This window comes from Mycolicibacillus trivialis (assembly GCF_002102395.1).
Taxonomy (GTDB): Bacteria; Actinomycetota; Actinomycetes; order Mycobacteriales; family Mycobacteriaceae; genus Mycobacterium; species Mycobacterium triviale.
Window position 1 is genome coordinate 41,144 of the sequence record NZ_LQPZ01000038.1, and the last position, 20,903, is coordinate 62,046.

A 20,903-nucleotide genomic window follows, 5' to 3' on the forward strand; every position below is an offset into this window, starting at 1 on the left:
GGGAGTTATCCAGGGAACGGTCCGAGGTCTTCTTGAGCCACACCCGACAGCACGGCAATCATGCGCTCCAGCCCCCAATCGGGATCGAGAATCGGCACCGGTACCGGTCGTGAGGACCATAACGCCGTGCCCACGAGGACCTGCCGTAGCTCGTCGTGCACCAGGGCTGGCGCGAGTACTGCCACAGTGTGGATCGGCTCGAAGGTGAAGTCACCGACGTGACGCCACTCGCGTTCCCACCAGAACTCTTTGCGGTTGGTCGTACCCCCAGCAGACCAGTCGCCCATCTGCTCGATATACGGCGTGACGCGGAAGATTGAATCCTTGTCGGAGTATGGGCGGGTCTCAGCGGCGACCGCCGCGTTGATCGCGTGCGTCGGCCAGTCGTACCCGCGGGTGCAGTTCACATACCACACAGGATTGCAATGTCGGCGACGCGCATAGCTCTTGGTGAATGCAACACCGTAGGGCGCGAACTTCGACGCACGCCTCTCCGCGAGGTCGCGGGTCATGGTCCAGGAGTGCTCTAGCGGAGTTTCGGTGAAACAAGCGACTTTCTGCGAGTCTCCGACCAGAGAGCTTCGGCTTGAGGCGGCGGCACCGTACGCGGTTCGCGCTTCGATCTTGAGCTGCGTCACGATCCCCTTGAGGGCGTCGAAGCCACTGCCGGTGCCGTCCGGCGCGTCCTTTGTGAAGTGCACCAGAAACGTACTGAGATCGTTGCGCCGGTGCAACATCCCTTCAATGGTGGTCATCGCGCCATTCTGACTATCCCGCCCAGCGACCCTGGCCTGGGGTCAGCCGACACGTACGCTGCCCGACCGCGGGACTCCCCGTCGTCGATCTCGACGGTCTGGTTCGCCGAAGTCATCGCTTCGGTGGCAGCGGCTTGGACCACTCTTGCCTGTCGCCGTCCTGATCCGTCCATTCGACGGTGACGGTCTGGTCCAGTCCCCACGCCGACAGGCCCATGAACTCGATCTCGCTGAATGCCTTGATCTGGTCGTAGGGACCACCGCCGCGCCGGACGGAAGGCCCGGCCACGGTGACCTCGGTCTGGGGAAACGCCGTGTTGTTGACGAGTGCGTACACCGACCCGGAACGGTGTTCGATCCCCCATGTTGGGCCTTGGCGCACCGCCGCCGGTGCGGTCCCGCTGACGGCGGCCTCTCGGACGGCAGCAGCGACGTCCTCGACGGCCTTAGCCGACCGCTCCGCGGCTGCGACGGTTCGTTGACGCTGGTCATCGGCCCTATCCGCCGATGCCTTGGCCCGTCTCTCCGAGATGATGGCACGGATGGCGACGGCCACGGAGACGACAACTGCAACCCACGATGAGACATCTCCCCAGTGCATGCCCGGCAGCGTAGGTCAGCAGTCCGACAGGATCACCGCGCCTTGCTGATTCCGGCACCGCTCCCCTGTCGGGTCTGTGCAGTATGGTCATGGCACTTTTGGCAGCGGACAGACAGGAAAATCTAGCCGGCATGGGTTCTGTACACGAGGTCATCGAGGCATTCCGAGACGCGCCGTCCAACTCCGAGCGCGGCACCAAGTTCGAGCAACTGATGGTGCGCTACTTCCAGCTGGACCCGATGCTCTCCCAGCAATACGACCAGGTGTGGCGATGGATCGACTGGCCCGGCCGCCAAGGCAAGCCCGACACCGGCATCGACCTGGTGGCCCGCGAGCGCGACACCGGCCACTTCACCGCGATCCAGTGCAAGTTCTACGAGCCGACCCACCGGCTCGCCAAGGAGGACATCGACTCCTTCTTCACCGCATCCGGCAAGGAGCCGTTCACCAACCGGGTGATCATCTCCACCACCGACCGGTGGGGCAAAAACGCCGAGGATGCCCTGGAAGGGCAGACCAAGCCGGTGCAGCGCATCGGCATGGCCGAGATCGCCGACTCGCCGATCGACTGGGACATCGCCTGGCCGGCCGGTGACCTCCACGTCGAGCTGGCTCCGGCGCAGAAGCACCAGCCGCGACCGCATCAGGAACAGGCGATCGACGCCGTGTTCGGTGGGTTCGCTGCCGGCAATGACCGCGGCAAGCTGATCATGGCGTGCGGTACCGGCAAGACATTCACCGCCCTCAAGATCGCCGAGCGGACCGCAGCCGAGAACGGCGGCGCGGCCCGCATCCTGTTCCTGGTGCCGTCGATCTCGTTGCTGAGCCAGACGCTGCGAGCGTGGACCGCGCAGACGGAGCTGGACCTGCGGGCGTTTGCGGTCTGTTCGGATACCAAGGTGTCCCGGACGGTCGAGGACTACAACGTCCACGATGTGCCGATCCCGGTCACCACCGACCCGCAGCGGCTTGCCGACGAGATGGGCCACCGCAAGCGTGCGGCGGGGCTGACGGTGGTGTTCTCCACCTACCAGTCGCTGCCGGTGGTGGCCGAGGCGCAGAACCTCGGCGTCGATGCATTCGACCTGGTGATCTGCGACGAGGCCCACCGCACCACCGGGGTCACCCTGGCCGGGGACGACGAATCGAACTTCGTCCGCATCCACGACGGCGACTACCTGCACGCAACTCGGCGGCTGTACATGACGGCCACGCCGCGCATCTTCGCCGAGTCGGTCAAGGACAAGGCCGCCCAGCACTCCGCCGAACTGGCGACGATGGACAACGAGCTGACCTATGGGCCGGAGTTTCACCGGCTGTCGTTCGGCGATGCCGTCGAGCGCGGGCTGCTCACCGACTACAAGGTGCTGGTGCTCACCATCGACGAGTCGGTGATGGCCCCGAAGTTGCAGCAGCAGTTGGCCGCCGTCGATGGCGAGCTGACCCTTGATGACGCCTCCAAACTGGTCGGCTGTTGGAACGGGCTGGCGAAGCGCGCAGGCACCGCCCCCGACGGAACCGGCTTCGCCCCCGGCGAAGCACCGATGCGCCGAGCGGTGGCGTTCGCCCGTGACATCAAAAGCTCCAAGCAGGTCGCCGAGATGTTCCCGGTCGTAGTCACCCGCTACCAGGAACTGCTCGACGAGCACGAGAACGACGGCCAGCGCGTCGATACCACCAATCGCGGCCTGACCTGCGCGGTGCATCATGTCGACGGCACCTACAACGCCCTGCAACGCAACGCCGAGCTGACCTGGCTCAAAGGCGTCGTCGCCGAGGACGAATGCCGCATCCTGACCAATGCCCGCTGCCTGTCCGAAGGTGTCGACGTACCCGCCTTGGACGCGGTGCTGTTCCTGCACCCCCGAAACTCGGTGGTCGACGTGGTGCAGTCGGTGGGCCGGGTGATGCGCAAGGCCGATGCCAAGGAGTACGGCTACGTCATCCTGCCGGTCGCGGTGCCGCAAGGCGTGGAGCCGTCCGCCGCATTGGACGACAACCTGCGATTTAAGGTGGTCTGGCAGGTACTCAACGCGCTGCGCTCCCACGATGAACGCTTCGACGCGATGGTTAACTCGATCGCCCTCAACAGCGAGTCCAACAAGAAGGGTGGAGTAGGCACCGACAAGCTACTCGGTGCTCACATCGGTCCGACGCTGGATGACTTCAGCGACGGTACCGCCGCCGAGGACGAGGCCGAGTCGGTACGCCAGATGGCCTTGTTCTCGCTGTCAGCGTGGCAGGAAGCCATCTATGCCCGCATCGTCGATAAGGTCGGCACCCGCACCTACTGGGAGCAGTGGGCGTCCGACGTGGCCGACATCGCCGCCGCCCTGGTAACCCGGATCACGGCCTCCCTCGACGGGGCGGATACCAAGACAGCCGAGGCGTTCAATCAGTTCGTGCGCGGGCTGCGCGACAACCTCAACGACTCGATTACCGAGGCCGATGCGGTCAGCATGCTCGCCCAGCACCTGATCACCAAGCCGGTGTTCGACGCCCTGTTCGCCGGTCACGACTTCGCCTCCCACAACCCAATCTCCAAGACGATGCAGAAGATGGTCGACACCCTCGGCGGCACCGGGCTGGAAGCCGAGACGGCCAAGTTGGAGGGGTTCTACGAGTCGGTTCGCCGCCGCGCCGCCGAGGTCAGCAGCGCAGAGGGCAAGCAGCAGGTGATCGCCGAGTTGTACGAGAAGTTCTTCCGCATCGGCTTCAAGAAGCAGTCCGACGCTCTCGGCATCGTCTACACCCCAACCGAGATCGTCGACTTCATCCTCCGCGCTGCGGACACTGTGTCCCGTAAGCACTTCAGCCGTGGCCTCACCGACGAGGGCGTGCACATCCTGGACGGCTTCACCGGCACCGGCACCTTCATCACCCGGCTACTGGAATCCGGGCTGATCACCGCCAAAGACCTTCAGCGCAAATACTCCGATGAGCTGCACGCCAACGAGATCATGCTGCTGGCCTACTACATCGCCGCCGTCAACGTCGAGACCACCTACCACGCGCTCGCAGGCAAAACTGCCGGTGTCGACGACTACGAGCCGTTTTCGGGCATCGTGCTCGCTGACACCTTCCAGATCAGCGAAGCGGGCGACTCGATGGACCGCATCATGTTCCCCCACAACAACGCCCGCATCGAAGCGCAGCTGGAAACACCCATCAACGTCATCGTCGGCAACCCGCCCTACTCGGTCGGGCAGACCAGCGGCAACGATTTCAACGCCAACGTGAAATACCCAACGCTCGACGGGCGGATCGAAGACACCTACGCGAAGCGTTCTACGGCCCAACTCAAAAACAGCCTCTACGACTCATACATACGAGCATTCCGCTGGGCGACCGATCGCATCGGGGAATCCGGTGTCGTTACGTTCGTGTCTAACGGCGGCTGGATCGACGGCAACACCGCAGACGGTATGCGACTATCTTTGGCCGCCGACTACTCCGCTATCTATATCTACAACCTGCGCGGGAACGCAAACACCGTCGGTCAACTCCGCAAGGCCGAAGCTGGCAACGTCTTCGGTGGAGGCACACGAGCATCCATCGCAATCTTTATCGGTGTCAAAGACCCGGCGCACACTGATCCGTGTGCGATTCTTTACCACGATATCGGGGACTACCTCAGCCGAGAGGACAAGTTACGGACCGTCCGCGAAGGACAGTTGGACACAATGAATTGGCGCCCCATCACCCCAAATGCGCAAGGCGATTGGATCAGCCAGCGCGATGATACATTCAGCACATGGCCGGTCATGGGCGACAAGAGACCTGAGGCCGAAACCATAACTGTCTTTGCATCATACTCAGCCGGTTTGAAAACGAGCCGCGACGCCTGGTGTTACAACTACTCTAGCGAGGCTCTTGAATCAAACATCCAACGGACCATCGACTTCTATAACAGCGAAGTTGATCGCCTCGCCCAAATCCGAAAAGTAAGAGAAGAGATTTCGCCGGTCGACGCAGTTATTACTGTTGACTCGACTAAATTCAGTTGGGACCGCATAAATAAGCGTCAGGTGACAAAGGGTGTCCACATCGAGCGGATAACGGATGGGTTGCGCATCAGTGCGTACCGGCCGTTCATGAAAGAACACGCATACTTCGATCCGAGACAGCAACTCAATAACTGCACCTACCAGCTGCCGTCGATTTTTCCAACGCCACATCACGTGAACATAGGAATCGAGGTTGCTGGTGCCAGTTCGCCCGTCGGGTTTGGAGTATTGGCGATCGGTGCCATGCCCGATGTCCAGACTCTTGGCAACGGCCAGTTCTTCCCTCGCTGGACCTACGAGAAGGCCCAGTCCAACGACGGCGGCCTGGATTTCGCATCGAGCGACAGCGGCGAAGTTGACGAGTACGGCTACCGCCGGATCGACAACGTCACCAACGCCATCCTGGCGCTGTACCGCGGAGCTATCGGCGACCACGTCACAAAGGACGACATCTTCTATTACGTCTACGGCCTGCTGCACGACCCCGACTACCGGCAAAAGTACGCCGCGGACCTGAAGAAGATGCTGCCGCACATCCCGACGCCGGAGAGCCGAGAGCGGTTCGACCAATTCGCCGACGCGGGCCGGCAGCTGGCCGAGCTGCACGTTAACTACGAGACCGTGGAACCGTATCCACTTGACGTGCAACTCACGGCTGGGGTGAATCCCGAAGACCGCGAGACATGGCGGGTTGAGAAGATGAAGTGGAAGTCGAAGACCGACCACTCGGCCATCATCTACAACGGCAAGGTGACCGTGGCAGGCATTCCCGAGGACGCCGAGCGGTACATGCTTGGCTCGCGCTCCGCGCTGGCCTGGCTCATCGACCGCTACCAGGTGAAAACCGACAAGGCATCTGGGATCGTCAACGACCCGAACGATTGGTGCGACGAGCACGACGACCCGACCTACATCGTGAACCTCATCAAGAAGGTGACTACGGTCAGCGTTGAGACCATGAAGATCGTCGACCGGCTCGGCGCGGCGGCGTCCGTCAGCTAGACACCTGGGCACCGGCTACCGGCTAGAGATTTGACCACGGCTCGTCGTCCTCGTCTGCGGGATGGCCGGTAGGCCACCTAGCATCCACGCTGCCGCCCTCGCCGAGACCGACCGTGCCTTCGACTACCGAGCGGCCGTTCGGCACCTGTTCGTCGGCCTTGGCGAGCATCACATCCCGCATCAGGTCCACGGCCACTGCCGACCCGCCCGGAAGCTGCGCTATCGCCTCCGCCAGCATGCGGGAGTCCATGCGGCCCACCAGTTCGATGAACTGCTCGGCGAACTCCACCGAGGTCATCTGCTCGACGGCGACCTTGGAGGGTGCGTCCAGCCCGAACAGGCGAGCGCGGCGTTCCATCACCTTGAGCACCATCTTCCCGGCGTCCAGATCGCCGGCCAGCGCAGCCGCCCAGTGGGTTCGCTGAAGTTCATCGAGGCGTTCGCCTTCGATGTACCGCATCTCCGCCACTTCTTCGGCTTCGGTGCGGTCCAACAGTCGGGCGACGGCGTACCGGGCCGACGACTCGTCACCCCACTCCAGCCGTTCCGCGATCACCCGGTAGGGCAACCCTTCCCGCCTCAAGGCCAGAGCCTTGAGGGCGCGCTCCCGTTCGGCGGGCTGCCGTTTCGACTTACTGGGCATGGGAGGTGTTCTCCTTCCGGTCGGGCAGCGATTGATCGGGCACGGGCACCAGTCGCGCCACCAGTAGCACCCGTTTCTGGGGTCGTGGCACGACTGGCGCGACCGCGAAGTCAACCCCAGTGACGCCAAGGCGTTCCGGCAGGTCACGGTCAGTTGTGCCAGTCGCGCCGCGGTTCAGAGACACGGGGATGGTGTTCGTCGCGACTGGCACGGCTGGCACGATCACGAACCCACCTCCGCATCCGGGTTGCCCTCGGTGTCCGATCCGAGGCCACCGCTCGACGACTCGCCGGATTCGCAGTCTGCGTCGACCGGGATGCCGCCGAGCAACCGCCAGTGCGTCTTCCGCGGGAACCCGGCTGAGACGTAATCCAGGCGGTGTTCCCGGTTGAGTTTCTTCGCCGCCCGCGCCAGGCTGCGCTCACCGATCCCGTCGGCCCTGCCCGCCGCCTTCACGTCCTTGCTCAGCGTCGGGCCGTGCTCGGTGAGGTAGTCCTCAAGCCACTGCTCCGCCTCGGTGGCCTCCGGGGAATCCGCGTCGTCGTCGCGGCCGTGGAACGCCTCCCCTATGAGGTCACGCGATGTCTTACCCACCGGCTCGACGTACTCCAGTTTGGGCACCGTGCCGTCGCTGTCGTCGGTGGGCGGGAAGTGCGGCACCGAGACGATGCGGAAGCGGGTGGCCTCCACTTGTCCTCCGATATTGGACTTCTCCGGCCCGATCAGTACGCAGTCGGGGTTATCGGGGTCGGCCTGAGCGAACAGCGTTGAGCGGGCTTTCTTCCGCAGCTCGGACGTGATGCCGTATTTGTCCCTAGCGTTGGCTGTCGGTGCCCGGTTGGTGTGGGTAAGCAGCATCACCGACGCCCTGGTGGTGGCCGCAAACTCGGTCCACGGGTGGAGGGCCTGCCGCGCCTGTTGCGGGTCGCGAACCTGTAACCCCGCCGGCACCGTGTCCAGCCAGGCGTCGACAATCACCATCGCCGGGGTGACCTCGGCGTCGTACAGCACTTCCAGGTGGTTGGGGAAAGTCGGTGCCCCACTGCCGTCAGGTTCCACGCAGACGATGTGAACGTGGTCGAAGTCGGCACCGCTGACTTCCAGCCGGGGCCGGACCGCGGTGGCCCAGTCGTCCTCCGTCAAGGCAAGGAACACGTGCTGAGGTTCACGGGCGGGGATGCCGTACTCGGGGCACGGTTTGCCGGTGGTGACGTAGGTGATCAACCACACCCAGAACAGGGACTTTCCGATCCCCTCGTCACCGACCAGCAGGGTCACCGCGGCGACCGGCACCTGCCCCCTGGCAAGCCATTCCAGGGCTGCTGACGGCTTCATGTAACCTGCCGCCCACACCTGGGGCAGTTCGGCCGCGGTGTCGCCGTTGCGGGCAGCTTTCCAGTCCTCCGCCTCCCACCGCTCGGCAATACGGGTCGATTCGGCATCGGTGGCCGTTGTCGCGGTGGGCAGTACCTTTACGTTGTCCGGCGGTGCCTTGAAGTCGACCACCAGCTTGAGCGCACTGGTCTTCCACGCCCGGCCTGCGTAGCGGGTCCGGTGCTTGCTGACCGTCGCGGCGTCCCGCAGGTACTTCACGGCGTCATCGGCCCATTGCTGGCCGGACTTCGCTGCCTCGACAAGTGTCGACAGAGCGTACTGATTCAGTGGCGGAAGGCCATGTCGCAGAGCGAGGTCCAGGGCCGGCCGACCGATGACCTTCTTGCGCATCGGGTCTGAGTCTGGGGCTGCCCGGCGGTGTTTGGACGCCCAGGCTTCAGCATCCCCAACCGATGGCACCCGTCCAGCGACGAGCAGTCCTCGGTCTATCAGTGTTTCGACGTTCACGACGTAATCGGTGATAGACGCCAGTGCCTTCAGATGCGCAGCGGTGACTTCCGGCGTCGACTCGATCACTTTGGCCGCGTGGTCGCAGTAAATCCGTGGAGCAGGCCGCGCCTTGCGTTCTTGTTCCCGCTGGTCCCTCTTGCCGAACGGACTCTCGTCGCGTTCGGCAACAGTAGAATTGTTGGCGTTCATGGGTCGTATGGCCTTTCTGCCCCCGCCCCGGTCCACGAGGGCGGGGGCATCGTTTTCTCGGTGGGGTCAGTCGCCGCCGTTAAGCATCCGCAGCAGCGCAGCCGTCGGCACTTTCACGCGGCGGTCGCCAACTTTGATAACCGGGAGCCGGCCTTCACGAGCCATCGAGTAGGCGTAGGCGCGGGACACGCCGAGGGCGTTGGCAGCCTGCTCAACGCTGAGCGTCGGTGGCCCACAACGCAGTTCGTCCAATGCGGGCAGGTCGATATCTTTTACGGTAGTCATGCACACAGAGTGCATGATTGGATGATAACTGTCTAGACAAATCGTTATCATTTTGGTTATCGTGTTTCGGTGACCATCGATAACCCAGACCCCGATGCCATCACCGGTGACGTGATCCCCGACAGCATCCGCCGGGTGTCTGGCACCCCCGGCGGCGACGGCCTGATCGAGATGGCACTGGTCGACTTCCCGTGCCGATACCGGGTCCGCATTGACCTCACTGGACCCGCCCCGCGGTTGGCAGAACTCCACGTACTCGCCGACGACGACAGCGCGATCAGCTCGACAACCATCCGCCAGGTGCCGGTGCGGCGGCTGACGCTCGCCGCCGCACGGTTTGTCGGACTCACCGAGCACAGTGTGTCGATGGCCGAAGACTTCGACGACCCGACCGGGCTGATCCGCCCAGACCATGAACCGGGACGTGGGAAGTACGACGATGTGCACTACCGCCAAGTCGCCAACCTGCTGACCGCAGCCCGCGAGATGGGGCTACCTGCACGCGAATACGTCGCCGAACGCCTTGGCCCGGTATCGCTGCCGACGGTCAGCAGGTGGGTCGCCGAGGCGAAGCGTCGCGGGTTCCTGCGCCGCGATTGGGCCACCGCCAGCACGAAGGAGAACTGACCGTGAACATCTTCAGCACTGAACCTGCGACACAACCTGCCGCCCAGCCCTCGTCGCGCCGCGGTGAGCGAACCGACAACTCGATCACGAAGCTGTCGAACGGCAAGGGGTGGCGGGCACGCCCGACGCTGGGCACCGACCCGGTGACCGGAAAGCAGGTGCGGCCCACCAAGGTGTTCCGCACCAAGGGTGAGGCGCAGCGGTGGGTCACCGAGCAGCGTCAGCAGTGGGGCGCGGGCGCGTGGGCACCGCGGTCGACTCAGACGTTCGACGAGGTTACCGACCACTGGATGCGGGTCCGCGAGGCCGACCCGTCCATCGGGCCGAACACGGTGCGCGCCGACCGGGAATCACTGGCCTATGCCCGGCGGGCGTTCGGAGCCGTGGAGGTCCAGAAGATCACCCCCGCCGCCCTCACCGACTGGTCAATCACCATGACCGGGGTCAACGGCAAGACGCTGGCCCCGGCGACCCGCCGCCGCGCCATCGTCCGGCTGAAGTCGGTCATGGATCACGCCCGCCGGATGCGGTGGATCAGCGTCAACCCGGCGGCAGACCTTGAGTCACCGGAGCAGAAGGCAGTAGTGGCTGCCGACGCTGCTGACATCTGGACCCCCGAACAGATGACGGCCTTCACCGATCACGTCGCCGCTCACCGCCTCGCCGGATGCTTCGCCCTGACCCTGCTCGGCCTGCGCCGCGAAGAAGTCGGCGGGCTGCGCTGGTGCGACGTGGACCTTGAGGCGGGGATGCTGTCAATCCGGCAGGCCAGGGTCGACGTGAACGGGCGCGATCAGGTGGTGCCGCCGAAGACCTCGCGCAGCGTCCGAGAGCTGCCCATCCCGTCGCGGGAGCTGTCCATGCTCAAGGCCATGCGGGTAGTGCACCGGCGGGAGCGGCTGGCCGTCGGTCAGCCGCTGAATGACCGCGATCTGCTGCTGTCTCGCGAGGATGGAACACCGCTGCCGGTCCGCGACTACTCCCGGCTGTTCACCACGCAGCGCAAGGCCGCGGGGTTGAAACCAATCACGTTGGGCAAGCTGCGGCACTCGAACATCTCGCGGATGCGGGCGGCGGGTATCTCCGCCGACGTGGTGGCGGCGTGGCACGGTCACACCGAGCGGATGACGCAGGCGGTGTACGGGCGGGTCACCGACGACCGCCTGACCGCCGCCGCGGCGGTGTTTTCCGTTGCGGTAGGACAAAGTTAGGACATTCGGCGCACAGTGCAACCCACCCAGCAAAGAACCCCAGACCATTGGCCTGGGGTTCTTCTTGTGGAGCTAAGGGGACTCGAACCCCTGACCCCCACACTGCCAGTGTGGTGCGCTACCAGCTGCGCCATAGCCCCGTGAAGCCGTGCTCATCGAAGTTACACCACCGCCATTCCCACCTTCAAAACGGCTGGTCACGGCAGCTCTTCGGAGCCGCGGGACCGCAGGATGCGCACCACCCTGGGCCGCACCGCTCCCGGCCGGGTCTCCGGGGCCAGCAGCCAGCCCACCGACGCGAGCACCAGGATGGTCCCGGCCACGGTGAAACTCCATTCGAAGGTGAGCCGCTCGGCGATCTGGCCGATCGCCACCGAGCCGGTGATCACGCCGAGGTCGGCCATCATCTGGAAGGTGGCCACCGCGGTGCCCGACCGGGTCTCGCTGCCCAGGATGTCGGCGACCGCCGCCTGCTGCGGCGCGCTGAACATCCCCGATGCGGCCCCGCTGAGGTAGGCGGCCAGCAAGAACAGCGGCAGCGAGTGCGTCGTGCCCAACAGGATGGTGGCGACCCCGGCGGCGGCGAGCCCGACGATCAGCGGCAGTCGCCGTCCGACCAGGTCCGACAGGTGTCCGCTGGGAATGACCGCGGAGATGTTGCCGACCGCGATCGTCGCCAGCGTCACCCCGGCCATCCCGGGGCCGCGCGCAAGCACCTCGGTGACGAACAGCGGTACCAGCGCGATGCGCACTCCCAGCACCGACCAGCCGGTGGCGAAGTTGGACAACAGCGCCGCCCGATACGCCGGCAGGCGCAGCGCTTCGCGCACCGTGACCGCCGGTTCGCTGGACTGGGTCGCGGGTGCGGCCAGCGGTGAGTGCCGCAGGTTGATGAAGACCACCAGGGCGGCGGTGAGCACCGCCGCCCCGTAGATGATGAACGGTGCGCTCAGGCCCAACCCCGCTGTCAGGCTGCCGATCACCGGTCCGCCGATCGAGCCGAGCAGGAACGCGGTGGAGAACAACCCGGCGATACGGCCGCGCGCATTCGGCGGGCTGATCCGGATCATCAGCCCCAGCGACGAGATGAAGAACATCGTCGAGCCGACCCCGCCGATGGACCGGAACAGCAGCAGCTGCCAGTACGACTGCGCGACCGCGCACGCCGCCGTCGACACCGCCACCACCAGCAGGCCGGTGACGTAGACCCGCCGCTCCCCCAGCCGCTGCACCAGCATCCCGCTGACCGGCGCGAACAGCAGCCTCATCAGCGCGAACGCGGTGATGACGAAGGTGGTCGCACCAATGCTGACGCCGAAATGGCGGGCGTAGGCCGGCAGCACCGGCGACACCACCCCGTAGCCCAGCGCGATGATGACGTTGGCGACCACCAGCACCCAGATCTCGCTGGGCAGCGGCTGCGAACGCCGCTCCCCGCGCCGGCGCCGAGCGGTGAAGGTCACCCGATGACCCTATTCACCACCTCTTGGGCCGCTTCCTGCACCTGCGTCACATGCTCGGGGCCGAGGAAGGATTCCGCGTAGATCTTGTAGACGTCCTCGGTGCCCGACGGGCGGGCGGCGAACCAGGCGTTGGCGGTGGTCACCTTCAGCCCGCCCAACGGCGCCCCGTTGCCCGGTGCGGTGGTCAGCTTCGCGGTGATGGGCTCCCCGGCCAGCGTGTCGGCACTGACCTGCTCGGCGGAGAGGGCCGCCAGCCGGGCTTTCTGTTCGCGGTCCGCGGGCGCGTTGATGCGGGCGTAGACCGGTGCGCCGTGGCGTTCGGTGAGCGCGGTGTAGCGCTGCGAGGGGCTCTCGCCGGTGGCCGCGAGGATCTCGGCGGCCAACAGCGCGCAGATGATGCCGTCCTTGTCGGTGGTCCACACCGACCCGTCGCGGCGCAGGAACGACGCCCCGGCGGACTCCTCGCCGCCGAAGCCCACCGTCGCCTCTCGCAGTCCGTCGACGAACCATTTGAACCCGACCGGTACCTCGCGCAGCGGGCGGCCGATGCCTGCAGCGACCCGGTCGATGATCGAGGAACTGACGACGGTCTTGCCGACCCCGGCCGCGGCCGGCCAATCCGGCCGGTGGGTGAACAGGTAGTCGATCATCACCGCCAGGTAGTGGTTGGGATTGAGCAACCCGGCGTCGGGGGTGACGATTCCGTGCCGGTCGGCGTCGGCGTCGTTGCCGGTGGCGATCTGGTAGCTGTCGCGGTGGGCGATCAGCGAGGCCATCGCATCCGGGGAACTGCAGTCCATCCGGATCCGGCCGTCGGTGTCCAGCGTCATGAACCGCCAGGTGGCGTCCACCAGCGGGTTGACCACGGTGAGGTCCAGTCGGTGCTCCTCGGCGATCGCGGCCCAGTATTCGACGCTGGCCCCGCCCAGCGGGTCGGCACCGATCACCACCTGCGCGGCCCGGATCGCGTCGAGGTCGACGACGGTGGGCAGATCGTCGACGTAGCGCCGCCGGAAGTCGTGTCGCCCCGCGCGCCGGCGCGCCGTGGCGACCGGCACCCGGTTCACCGAGCCGGTCCCGCTCCGCAGGATCTCGTTGGCGCGGCGGGCGATCGCATCGGTGACATCGGTGTCGGCCGGGCCGCCGTGCGGCGGGTTGTATTTGAAGCCGCCGTCACGCGGCGGGTTGTGCGACGGCGTGACGACGATGCCGTCGGCCTGGCCGGTGTCGGGACCGCGGTTGTGGGTGAGGATGGCGTGGCTGATCGCCGGTGTCGGGGTGTAGCCGTCCCGGGAGTCGATCACGACCACAACGTCGTTGGCGCCCAACACCTCCAGCGCCGTGGCCCAGGCCGGCTCGGAGAGCGCGTGGGTGTCGCGGCCCAGAAAAAGCGGCCCGGTGATGCCCGCCGCGCTGCGGTGTTCGACGATCGCCTGCGTGATAGCCACGATGTGCGCCTCGTTGAACGCCCCGTCGAGAGCGGAACCGCGGTGCCCGGAAGTGCCGAACGCGACCTGCTGGTCGGGGTCGTCCGGGTCGGGCCGGATCGTGTAGTACGCCGTGACCAGATGAGGCAGGTCGACGAGGTCCTCGGGTAGGGCCGGTTGGCCGGCGCGCGGGTGGGCCATGGTTTCATTCTGCGATACCGTGCCTGCGCATCCCAGCGACCGGAGGGCATACCCCAGGGCATACCGGAGGGCAAAGTGGTGGGCCATGACAGCCGCGAGCTGGCCGCGGTCTTCGCCGGCGGTGCGCTGGGCGCCGGCGCCCGCGCCGCGCTGGAGGGCTGGCTCGCCCCCGATCCCGGCTCCTGGCCGTGGTCGACGTTCGCGGTCAACATCGTCGGGGCGTTCCTGCTGGGCTATTTCACCACCCGCCTGCTGGAGCGGCTTCCGGTGTCGGCCTACCGCCGCCCGCTGCTGGGCACCGGGTTGTGCGGCGGGCTGACCACGTTCTCCACGATGCAGGTGGAGACGCTGGCGATGATCGAGCAGCAGCGTTGGGTGCTGGCCGCCGGCTACACCGCGGCCAGCCTGGCCGCCGGGCTGCTGGCGGTGCAGGCGGCCACCGCGTTGGTGCGCCGGGTCCGGGTGCAGCGATGATGCTGTGGGCGGGAGTGCTGGTGGCCGGTGGCGTCGGCGCGGTGCTGCGGTTCCTGGTCGATCGGACGGTGTCCCGGCGTGCGGCACGGGCCTTCCCGTTCGGCACGCTGGCGGTCAACCTCAGCGGTGCGGTGCTGCTGGGGCTGGTCAGCGGCCTGACCTTGAGCCCTCAGGTGGGCCTGCTGGTCGGCACCGCGCTGATCGGCTCCTACACGACGTTCTCGACGTGGATGCTGGAGACCCAGCGGCTGGCCGAGGAACGCCAGTTCGTCCCCGCGGCGCTCAACATCGGCGTCTCGGTGGTGCTCGGGCTGGCCGCGGCGGCGCTCGGTCAGCAGCTCGCCGGTTGGCTGTGAATCGGATCGCAGCGGGAAGAGCCCGGCTACGCGGGGAGTTGGCCCGGAACAGAGACGGCGGAGGGAACGAGATGACAGCCCAAAACGGTCAATTGCCGGTCGCGCTGATCCGACTGTGGGATCGGCGGGCGGTGTTCGGGCCGTTCGCGCTGGCCGGGTTGACCGCCGTGCTCGCAGGCGGGATCGTCGCCGCGGTCATCGCGGCGCCGGCCCCCACCCGGCACGGCACCTGGGCGGCGGCCTACCTGGTGCTGGTGCTCGGACTGAGCCAGCTGGCGCTGGGTGCCGGTCAGGCACTGTTGGCGGCCGCGCCGCCCACCCCGCGCCACACGCTGGTCACCGCCGCACTGTTCAACCTCGCCAACCTCGGGGTGATCGCCGGTGTGCTCAGCGACCGCGTCAGCGTGCTGGACGCCGGATCGGCGCTGCTGTTCGTGGCGCTGGGGTTGTTCCTCTACGGGGTGCGGCGCAGCGACGGCCCGTGTTGGCCGCTGTTCGCCTACCGCGGCGTGCTCATCGTGCTCGCGGTCAGCATCCCGATCGGGTTGCTGGTCACCACGGTGGCGCGGTGAGCGGCTAGCTGTTCAACAGCTCGGCCAACACCGCCGCCTGGCTGCCGGCCAGCTCCCGGGTGGCGGTCACCAGGGTGGCGGTGTGCGACCCGATGAGTTCGCGCAGTCCGGCGACGGCCGCCTGCCCCTCGGGTGTGCTCAGTTCCTGCTCGTAGCGGCTGACGAACTCGTCGAACCGTTCCGGGCGGTGGTCGTACCAGTGCCGCAGTTCGGCCGAGGGTGCCGCGTCTTTGAACCAGTGCCCGACCCGGGGATCGTCCTTGCGGAAACCGCGCGGCCACACCCGGTCCACGAGGATCCGCACCCCGTCGTCGTCGCTCGGCTGGTCATAGACCCGCGCCACCCGGATCCGGTGTTCGGCGCTCATGGTTTTCAGATTACCCGCGAACGCGGTGCACTCAGGCGTATGCCGAACCGGGGTGGTAGCGCTTGACCCGACGCAGCGTGTTCTGGTCAGTGTGGTTCATCTGCTTGCCGTCCATGGCGGCCAGCTTGAGCACCAGAGTGGAGGTGTAACTGAAGGTTTCGTCGTCCTCGATGGTGAAGGTGCTGTCGAACGCGATGAGTTCGGCACGCTCGGAGAGGTACTCGTTCTGCAGGATGCCGTAGTTGACGTCCCCGGGGGTCGCGGTGAACTGCAGCGTCTTGTCCCGCGGCTCGGCCTGGCCACCGGCCAGGATGGCGATGCCCCGGCCGAACACCACGTTGCGGATGACCACACCGGTCTTCTTCTCCCACAACAGATATCCGACCTCGTCGTGGAACGGGTCCATGGCCTCCTCGCCGTGACGCCATGCGGTCATCTCGTACTTGAGGCCCTCGATGACCTGCTGGCCGTTCTCCTGAATCGGGATCGGCTTGAACCAGGCCCGCTCGAAATAGCTGGTCTGCGCGGTGCCGCCGTCCTTGTTGTGGAAGGAGAAGTCGACGCCGACGTCGCCCTCCCACTCACCGACCAGCGGGGTCAGCGGCCCCAGTTTCTGCGGGCCCAGGATCTCGGTCATGGCTGCCTTCCTCCCGACGGTGGATTGAGTTCCATGCCGCCCGTGACCGGCGACCGAGCGGGCCAGAGTCCGGACCGCCCTCGCCAAGCGGCGCCAACCGCGAGTGACACGAACCGAGATGCTAGTCGGCGCCGCCGCTCGTCGTGGCCGTTACGGCCGACCGGGGACCGGACAGAAAACACCGCGGGCCAGAGGCTGTCTGCCCTGGCCCGCGGTGATCGAATGTGGAGCTGCCGGGAATTGAACCCGGGTCCTCCGGCCTGCCCTCAAGGCTTCTCCGTGCGCAGTCCGCTAGGTCTCTACTCGGATCTCCCGGTCACGCGGACCAGCCGGGATGACGATCCCAGTCGCTGTGTGGTGTCCCGTCACGTCCCGCGACCGGACGTAACGGTTGATCCCTCTAGCTGATGCCAGGGTCCGGGCCGAGGGCGTTCCCGGTCTGACAGACTAGCCGTCGCTTAGGCAGCGAGAGCGTAGTCGCGCTGATGTGAATCGGCGCTTAATTGGTTGCAACGACGCTTACGGTGGTCTCTTGCCTGCACCGGCACGCTTCCCTTGATTCGAAGCACGAAGTCGAAACCGTTCAGCCCCCTGTTCTGGTTGTCGGCACCCGCCGACGGCCGGCGGGCACTTGTCATGATACGTGGGCTGCAACGACATTTCCGCCGGAAATCATCCCGGCGCCCGCGACGTCATCCGACCGTGATCATCGTCACCGCGATCACGGCGAGCACCATCCCGGCGACCTGCCAGCGGTGCACCCGCTCCCGAAGCACCACGATCGCCAGCACCACCGTCACCGCCGGGTACAGCGAGATGAGCACGCTGGCCAGCGACAGCAGCGCCAGGTGCAGCGCCAACAACATGGTGATGTTGGCGCCGGTGTCCAGCGCCCCGGCCAGAAACGCCAGCCGCAGCGGAGTGCCCGTCGGCACCCGCAGGTTGCCGCTGACGGCGGCCACCGCGACCACCATCACCGCCGCGGCCGCCCGCGCGAACACCAGCGGCCACAGCCGCGACTCCCCTGGTGTCTGATCGATGAACACGAAGTTGAGGCCCAGCGCCAGCCCCGAGCCGACCGTCAGCCACGCCACCTTCGCGGTGAACCGGTGCGGCCGGACATCCTCGTCGGTGGCCTCCCGGCTGATCATCACGACCGCCAGCAGCGCCAACGTGATGCCGATGGTGGCGATGGTGTCGGGTCGCTCGCCGATCACGACGCTGACCCCGATCGGCACCGCCGCGTCGATCACCGCCGACAGCGGCGAGACCACCGCGATCGGCCCGGCGCCCAGCGCGGCGTAGAACCACCAGATTCCCAGCGCCTGGGTGATGCCGCCCAGCGCTCCCCAGACGGCGGCCTCGGCGGTGATCGGACCGCCGGCGCCGAGTGCGGCCAACCCGAGCAGGACCATGGCCACCGGGGTGGAGATCAGCACGACCCGCAGCGCCGCGACCTGCCGCGCGGCGATGCCGCCGACGAAATCGCTGATACCGAAGCTGGTGGCCGAGGCCAGGGCCAGCGCCGGGGCGGCGGGGATCACCCCTAGTCCATACCCTTGGCGCGGCGCCCGAGCGCGCGGGTGATCTCCCGCTCCGCGTCGCGTCGAGCCAGGTCCTGACGCTTGTCCCGGGCCAGCTTCCCGCGGGCCAGCGCCAACTCCACCTTCACCTTCCCGCTCGACAGGTACACCGACAGCGGCACCAGGGTCAGGTTGCCGTCCTTGATCTTGCCGACCAGCGTGTCGATCTGGCTGCGGTGCAGCAGCAGTTTGCGGTTGCGGCGCGGTTCGTGGTTGGTCCAGCTGCCGTGGTGGTATTCGGGGATGTGCATGTTGCGCAGCCACACCTCGCCGTCATCGACGGTGGCGAACGCGTCGACCAGGGAGGCGTGGCCCTGGCGCAGGCTCTTCACCTCGGTGCCGACCAGCGCGACCCCGGCCTCGAAGACCTCCAGAATCGAGTAGTCGTGCCGGGCTTTGCGGTTGGTGGCGATCACCCGGTTGCCGCCGTCGGCCTCGGAGCCCTTCGCGCCGCGGGATTTCTTGGCCACGTCAGCGCCGAACGTACAGCCGCAAGGTCACATACGCCGTCGCGCCCGCCATCGCCACCCCCACCAGCCACAGCACCGGTGCGATGTAGAGGACGTCGGCGTAGTCGATCTTGGCGATCAGGTTCGCTTGATAGAACTGGCTGAGCGCGCGGTCGAGGAACACCGCACGCACCACGATCAACCCGATGACCGAGATCGCCACACCGATGGTGGCGGCCAGCATCGCCTCGACCAGGAACGGCAACTGGGTGTACCAGCGACTGGCCCCGACCAGGCGCATGATGCCGATCTCGGTTCGCCGGGTGTAGGCGGCCACCTGCACCATGTTGGCGATCAGCAGGATCGCCCCGATGGCCTGCACCAGCGCCACCGCGAACGCCGCCCCGCTGATCCCGTCGAGCACCGCGAAGAGCCGGTCGATGAGGTCCTTCTGGTTCTTGACCTCGCGGACCCCGGGTTGGCCGCGCAGTGCGTCGTCGAAGGCGGCGTGCTCCTCGGGGTTCTCCAGCTTGACGATGAACGACGCCGGGAACGCGTCCGTGCTGGCCACCTCCTTGAACTGCGGCAACTTGGCGATCGCGTCCTCGTAGGCGTCCTCCCGGTTGAGGAAGCGGACCGACTTGACGTCGTCGCGGGCCTCGATGCGCTCGCGCAGCGCCTTGCAGGCGTCGCTGTCGCAGGTCATGTCACCGGCGGAGATGTCGTCGGTGAGGAAGACCTGCGACTCCACCCGGTCGAGGTAGATGGCCTTGGAATGGTCGGCCAGCCGGATGATCAGCAGCCCGCCGCCGAACAGCCCGATCGAGATCGCGGTCGTCAGGATCATCGCCACGGTCATGGTGACGTTGCGACGAAGCCCGATGAGGACCTCGTTGAACAGGAATCCGAAGCGCACTATCGATCCATTCCGTAGATGCCGTGCTGCTCGTCGCGCACCAACCGGCCCAGTGAGAGCTGGACCACCCGCTGGCGCATCGAGTCGACGATGTGGTGGTCGTGAGTGGCCATCACCACGGTGGTGCCGGTCCGGTTGATCCGGCCGAGCAGGTCCATGATGTCGCGGCTGGTCTCCGGGTCGAGGTTGCCGGTCGGCTCGTCGGCCAGCAGCACCAGCGGCCGGTTGACGAACGCGCGCGCGATGGCGACGCGCTGCTGCTCACCGCCGGAGAGTTCGTCGGGCAGCCGGTTGGCCTTGCCCGCCAGCCCGACCATCTCCAGCACGTCGGGCACCACCCGGTTGATGGTGTCGGCGCGTTTGCCGATCACCTCCAGGGCGAACGCGACGTTGTCGAAGACCGATTTCTGTTGCAGCAGCCGGAAGTCCTGGAACACGCAGCCGATCACCTGGCGCAGCGCGGGGATGTGCCGGCCGGAGAGTTTGTTGACGTGGAATTTCGACACCCGGATGTCGCCGCTGGTGGGACGTTCGGCGGCCAGCAGCAGCCGCATGAACGTCGATTTGCCCGAACCCGACGGCCCGATGAGGAAAACGAACTCGCCCTTGTCGATCTTGACGCTGACGTCGTCCAACGCCGGACGCCCCGACGATTTGTACTGCTTGCTGACATGGTCAAGCGTGATCATCACGGCACGCAGTGTAACCGCGGATAACCCCGCCGCCGGTCACGCTAGCCCGGCGGGGCTTGCGGCGGTGTCGTCAGCGGAGTCGGTGACGGCGATGTCGGCGGTGACGGTGAACCCGGCTCCGGCGGGATCAGCGGCGGCAGCGTCCCGAACGGGGAGGGCAGCGGCAGCGGCGGCGGCTCCGGCGACAGCGGGGTCGGCGGCGTGGTGGTCACCGGCGTGGTCGGCGTGGTGGTGGGGGTGGGCGGCGGCGGTGTCGAAGTGTCCGCGGGCGCCCGCACCTGGGTCCTGGGCACCCAGGTGTAGTCCGGGTCGGGGACGTAGCCGGGCGGGACCACGTCGCTGGCCGGCACTTGATGATCCGGCGGTTCGGGGTGATAGGTGTCATAGAGCCACCACACCGCCACGAACGCCACCAGCAGCACCACCGTGGAGGTGCGGACCCGACCGCCGAACAGGTGCCGGGGCCGGCCGCGGCCCATCCGCTTCCCCCGGGTTTCCCCCTGGGCCTTCACCGGTCCTCCCCCGCATCGTCGGAGTCGTCCGTGTCGTCCCCGGGCGGGGCGTCGACCCGGGCGGCCGGCGCGAGCCCACCCACCCGGGC

Annotated in this window: 20 protein-coding genes, 1 tRNA gene and 1 other RNA gene; 6 read left to right on the plus strand and 16 right to left on the minus strand. The window is 66.7% G+C overall.

Going from position 1 to position 20,903, the window contains the following annotated elements:
- Positions 1-5 precede the first annotated feature (5 nt).
- Both AWC30_RS13820 and AWC30_RS17615 read right to left on the minus strand, forming a co-directional pair.
- Positions 6-755 (minus strand): hypothetical protein, encoded by a 750-nt coding sequence (locus AWC30_RS13820; RefSeq protein ID WP_085110804.1) that lies wholly within the window; start codon positions 753-755, stop codon positions 6-8.
- A 112-nt stretch (positions 756-867) separates the two neighbouring features.
- Complete coding sequence (locus tag AWC30_RS17615; RefSeq protein WP_133053698.1) at positions 868-1,356, minus strand: hypothetical protein; 489 nt, start codon at positions 1,354-1,356, stop codon at positions 868-870.
- 131 nt (positions 1,357-1,487) lie between these two features.
- Between AWC30_RS17615 and AWC30_RS13830 the strand changes: the two genes are divergently transcribed.
- Positions 1,488-6,365 (plus strand): DEAD/DEAH box helicase, encoded by a 4,878-nt coding sequence (locus tag AWC30_RS13830; RefSeq protein ID WP_085110806.1) that lies wholly within the window; start codon positions 1,488-1,490, stop codon positions 6,363-6,365.
- A 22-nt stretch (positions 6,366-6,387) separates the two neighbouring features.
- Here the strand turns inward: AWC30_RS13830 and AWC30_RS13835 are convergent, their stop codons facing one another.
- The 3 genes from AWC30_RS13835 to AWC30_RS13845 form a co-directional block, all read right to left on the minus strand.
- Positions 6,388-7,008 carry a hypothetical protein gene (locus AWC30_RS13835; RefSeq protein ID WP_085110807.1) on the minus strand — a complete coding sequence of 207 codons (621 nt, stop codon included), beginning with the start codon at positions 7,006-7,008 and terminating at the stop codon, positions 6,388-6,390.
- A gap of 222 nt (positions 7,009-7,230) precedes the next feature.
- Positions 7,231-9,042: an AAA family ATPase gene (locus AWC30_RS13840; protein WP_085110808.1), complete on the minus strand. Its 1,812-nt coding sequence runs from the start codon at positions 9,040-9,042 to the stop codon at positions 7,231-7,233.
- Between the two features lie 66 nt (positions 9,043-9,108).
- A complete protein-coding gene (locus AWC30_RS13845) occupies positions 9,109-9,327 on the minus strand; it encodes a helix-turn-helix domain-containing protein (protein WP_085110824.1) in 219 nt (72 codons plus the stop codon).
- 69 nt (positions 9,328-9,396) lie between these two features.
- On the opposite strand from AWC30_RS13845, the gene AWC30_RS13850 reads away from it, so the two are divergent.
- Positions 9,397-9,954, plus strand: coding sequence for a hypothetical protein (locus AWC30_RS13850; protein ID WP_085110809.1), 558 nt, complete (start codon positions 9,397-9,399; stop codon positions 9,952-9,954).
- 2 nt (positions 9,955-9,956) lie between these two features.
- Positions 9,957-11,165: a site-specific integrase gene (locus AWC30_RS13855; RefSeq protein ID WP_234808086.1), complete on the plus strand. Its 1,209-nt coding sequence runs from the start codon at positions 9,957-9,959 to the stop codon at positions 11,163-11,165.
- Between the two features lie 67 nt (positions 11,166-11,232).
- Here the strand turns inward: AWC30_RS13855 and AWC30_RS13860 are convergent.
- The 3 genes from AWC30_RS13860 to pgm form a co-directional block, all read right to left on the minus strand.
- Positions 11,233-11,305: transfer RNA gene (locus AWC30_RS13860), tRNA-Ala, on the minus strand.
- Positions 11,306-11,362: 57 nt separating this feature from the next.
- Positions 11,363-12,628 carry an MFS transporter gene (locus AWC30_RS13865; protein ID WP_234808087.1) on the minus strand — a complete coding sequence of 422 codons (1,266 nt, stop codon included), beginning with the start codon at positions 12,626-12,628 and terminating at the stop codon, positions 11,363-11,365.
- Positions 12,625-14,256 carry a phosphoglucomutase (alpha-D-glucose-1,6-bisphosphate-dependent) gene (gene pgm, locus AWC30_RS13870; RefSeq protein ID WP_085110810.1) on the minus strand — a complete coding sequence of 544 codons (1,632 nt, stop codon included), beginning with the start codon at positions 14,254-14,256 and terminating at the stop codon, positions 12,625-12,627. The genes AWC30_RS13865 and pgm overlap by 4 nt, the downstream gene beginning before the upstream one ends.
- A gap of 75 nt (positions 14,257-14,331) precedes the next feature.
- Between pgm and crcB (AWC30_RS13875) the strand changes: the two genes are divergently transcribed.
- The 3 genes from crcB (AWC30_RS13875) (at position 14,332) to AWC30_RS13885 (ending at position 15,658) form a co-directional block, all read left to right on the plus strand.
- Positions 14,332-14,730 (plus strand): fluoride efflux transporter CrcB, encoded by a 399-nt coding sequence (gene crcB, locus AWC30_RS13875; protein ID WP_085110811.1) that lies wholly within the window; start codon positions 14,332-14,334, stop codon positions 14,728-14,730.
- Positions 14,727-15,086 (plus strand): fluoride efflux transporter CrcB, encoded by a 360-nt coding sequence (gene crcB, locus AWC30_RS13880; RefSeq protein ID WP_085110812.1) that lies wholly within the window; start codon positions 14,727-14,729, stop codon positions 15,084-15,086. Before crcB (AWC30_RS13875) ends, crcB (AWC30_RS13880) begins: the two co-directional genes overlap by 4 nt.
- Positions 15,087-15,157: 71 nt before the next feature.
- On the plus strand, positions 15,158-15,658 hold the full coding sequence (locus tag AWC30_RS13885; RefSeq protein WP_133053699.1) for a hypothetical protein: 501 nt from the start codon (positions 15,158-15,160) through the stop codon (positions 15,656-15,658).
- A gap of 4 nt (positions 15,659-15,662) precedes the next feature.
- Here the strand turns inward: AWC30_RS13885 and AWC30_RS13890 are convergent, their stop codons facing one another.
- The 8 genes from AWC30_RS13890 to AWC30_RS17620 form a co-directional block, all read right to left on the minus strand.
- Positions 15,663-16,025 (minus strand): DUF488 domain-containing protein, encoded by a 363-nt coding sequence (locus AWC30_RS13890; RefSeq protein WP_085110814.1) that lies wholly within the window; start codon positions 16,023-16,025, stop codon positions 15,663-15,665.
- Between the two features lie 31 nt (positions 16,026-16,056).
- Positions 16,057-16,662: a heme-binding beta-barrel domain-containing protein gene (locus tag AWC30_RS13895; RefSeq protein ID WP_085110815.1), complete on the minus strand. Its 606-nt coding sequence runs from the start codon at positions 16,660-16,662 to the stop codon at positions 16,057-16,059.
- Between the two features lie 222 nt (positions 16,663-16,884).
- Positions 16,885-17,253, minus strand: a transfer-messenger RNA (tmRNA) gene (gene ssrA, locus AWC30_RS13900).
- 101 nt (positions 17,254-17,354) lie between these two features.
- Positions 17,355-18,206 carry an EamA family transporter gene (locus AWC30_RS13905; protein ID WP_234808088.1) on the minus strand — a complete coding sequence of 284 codons (852 nt, stop codon included), beginning with the start codon at positions 18,204-18,206 and terminating at the stop codon, positions 17,355-17,357.
- Between the two features lie 2 nt (positions 18,207-18,208).
- Positions 18,209-18,715 carry an SsrA-binding protein SmpB gene (gene smpB, locus AWC30_RS13910; RefSeq protein WP_085110816.1) on the minus strand — a complete coding sequence of 169 codons (507 nt, stop codon included), beginning with the start codon at positions 18,713-18,715 and terminating at the stop codon, positions 18,209-18,211.
- A gap of 1 nt (position 18,716) precedes the next feature.
- Positions 18,717-19,610 (minus strand): permease-like cell division protein FtsX, encoded by an 894-nt coding sequence (gene ftsX, locus AWC30_RS13915; protein ID WP_085110817.1) that lies wholly within the window; start codon positions 19,608-19,610, stop codon positions 18,717-18,719.
- The gene (gene ftsE / locus AWC30_RS13920; protein WP_085110828.1) at positions 19,610-20,299 is read right to left on the minus strand and encodes a cell division ATP-binding protein FtsE; all 690 of its coding nucleotides are present in this window, start codon (positions 20,297-20,299) and stop codon (positions 19,610-19,612) included. The genes ftsX and ftsE overlap by 1 nt, the downstream gene beginning before the upstream one ends.
- A 44-nt stretch (positions 20,300-20,343) precedes the next feature.
- Positions 20,344-20,781 (minus strand): Rv3103c family proline-rich protein, encoded by a 438-nt coding sequence (locus AWC30_RS17620; RefSeq protein ID WP_085110818.1) that lies wholly within the window; start codon positions 20,779-20,781, stop codon positions 20,344-20,346.
- Positions 20,782-20,903 lie beyond the last annotated feature (122 nt).

Excerpts from the sequence above, each read along its gene's own strand:
- crcB (WP_085110812.1), top strand. The coding sequence starts at position 14,727 with ATGATGCTGTGGGCGGGAGTGCTGGTGGCCGGTGGCGTCGGCGCGGTG.
- AWC30_RS13820 (WP_085110804.1), bottom strand. The coding sequence starts at position 755 with ATGACCACCATTGAAGGGATGTTGCACCGGCGCAACGATCTCAGTACG.
- AWC30_RS13835 (WP_085110807.1), bottom strand. The coding sequence starts at position 7,008 with ATGCCCAGTAAGTCGAAACGGCAGCCCGCCGAACGGGAGCGCGCCCTC.
- AWC30_RS13840 (WP_085110808.1), bottom strand. The coding sequence starts at position 9,042 with ATGAACGCCAACAATTCTACTGTTGCCGAACGCGACGAGAGTCCGTTC.
- AWC30_RS17615 (WP_133053698.1), bottom strand. The coding sequence starts at position 1,356 with ATGCACTGGGGAGATGTCTCATCGTGGGTTGCAGTTGTCGTCTCCGTG.
- AWC30_RS13830 (WP_085110806.1), top strand. The coding sequence starts at position 1,488 with ATGGGTTCTGTACACGAGGTCATCGAGGCATTCCGAGACGCGCCGTCC.
- AWC30_RS17620 (WP_085110818.1), bottom strand. The coding sequence starts at position 20,781 with ATGGGCCGCGGCCGGCCCCGGCACCTGTTCGGCGGTCGGGTCCGCACC.
- ftsE (WP_085110828.1), bottom strand. The coding sequence starts at position 20,299 with ATGATCACGCTTGACCATGTCAGCAAGCAGTACAAATCGTCGGGGCGT.
- AWC30_RS13895 (WP_085110815.1), bottom strand. The coding sequence starts at position 16,662 with ATGACCGAGATCCTGGGCCCGCAGAAACTGGGGCCGCTGACCCCGCTG.
- pgm (WP_085110810.1), bottom strand. The coding sequence starts at position 14,256 with ATGGCCCACCCGCGCGCCGGCCAACCGGCCCTACCCGAGGACCTCGTC.
- AWC30_RS13885 (WP_133053699.1), top strand. The coding sequence starts at position 15,158 with ATGACAGCCCAAAACGGTCAATTGCCGGTCGCGCTGATCCGACTGTGG.
- AWC30_RS13845 (WP_085110824.1), bottom strand. The coding sequence starts at position 9,327 with ATGACTACCGTAAAAGATATCGACCTGCCCGCATTGGACGAACTGCGT.
- AWC30_RS13890 (WP_085110814.1), bottom strand. The coding sequence starts at position 16,025 with ATGAGCGCCGAACACCGGATCCGGGTGGCGCGGGTCTATGACCAGCCG.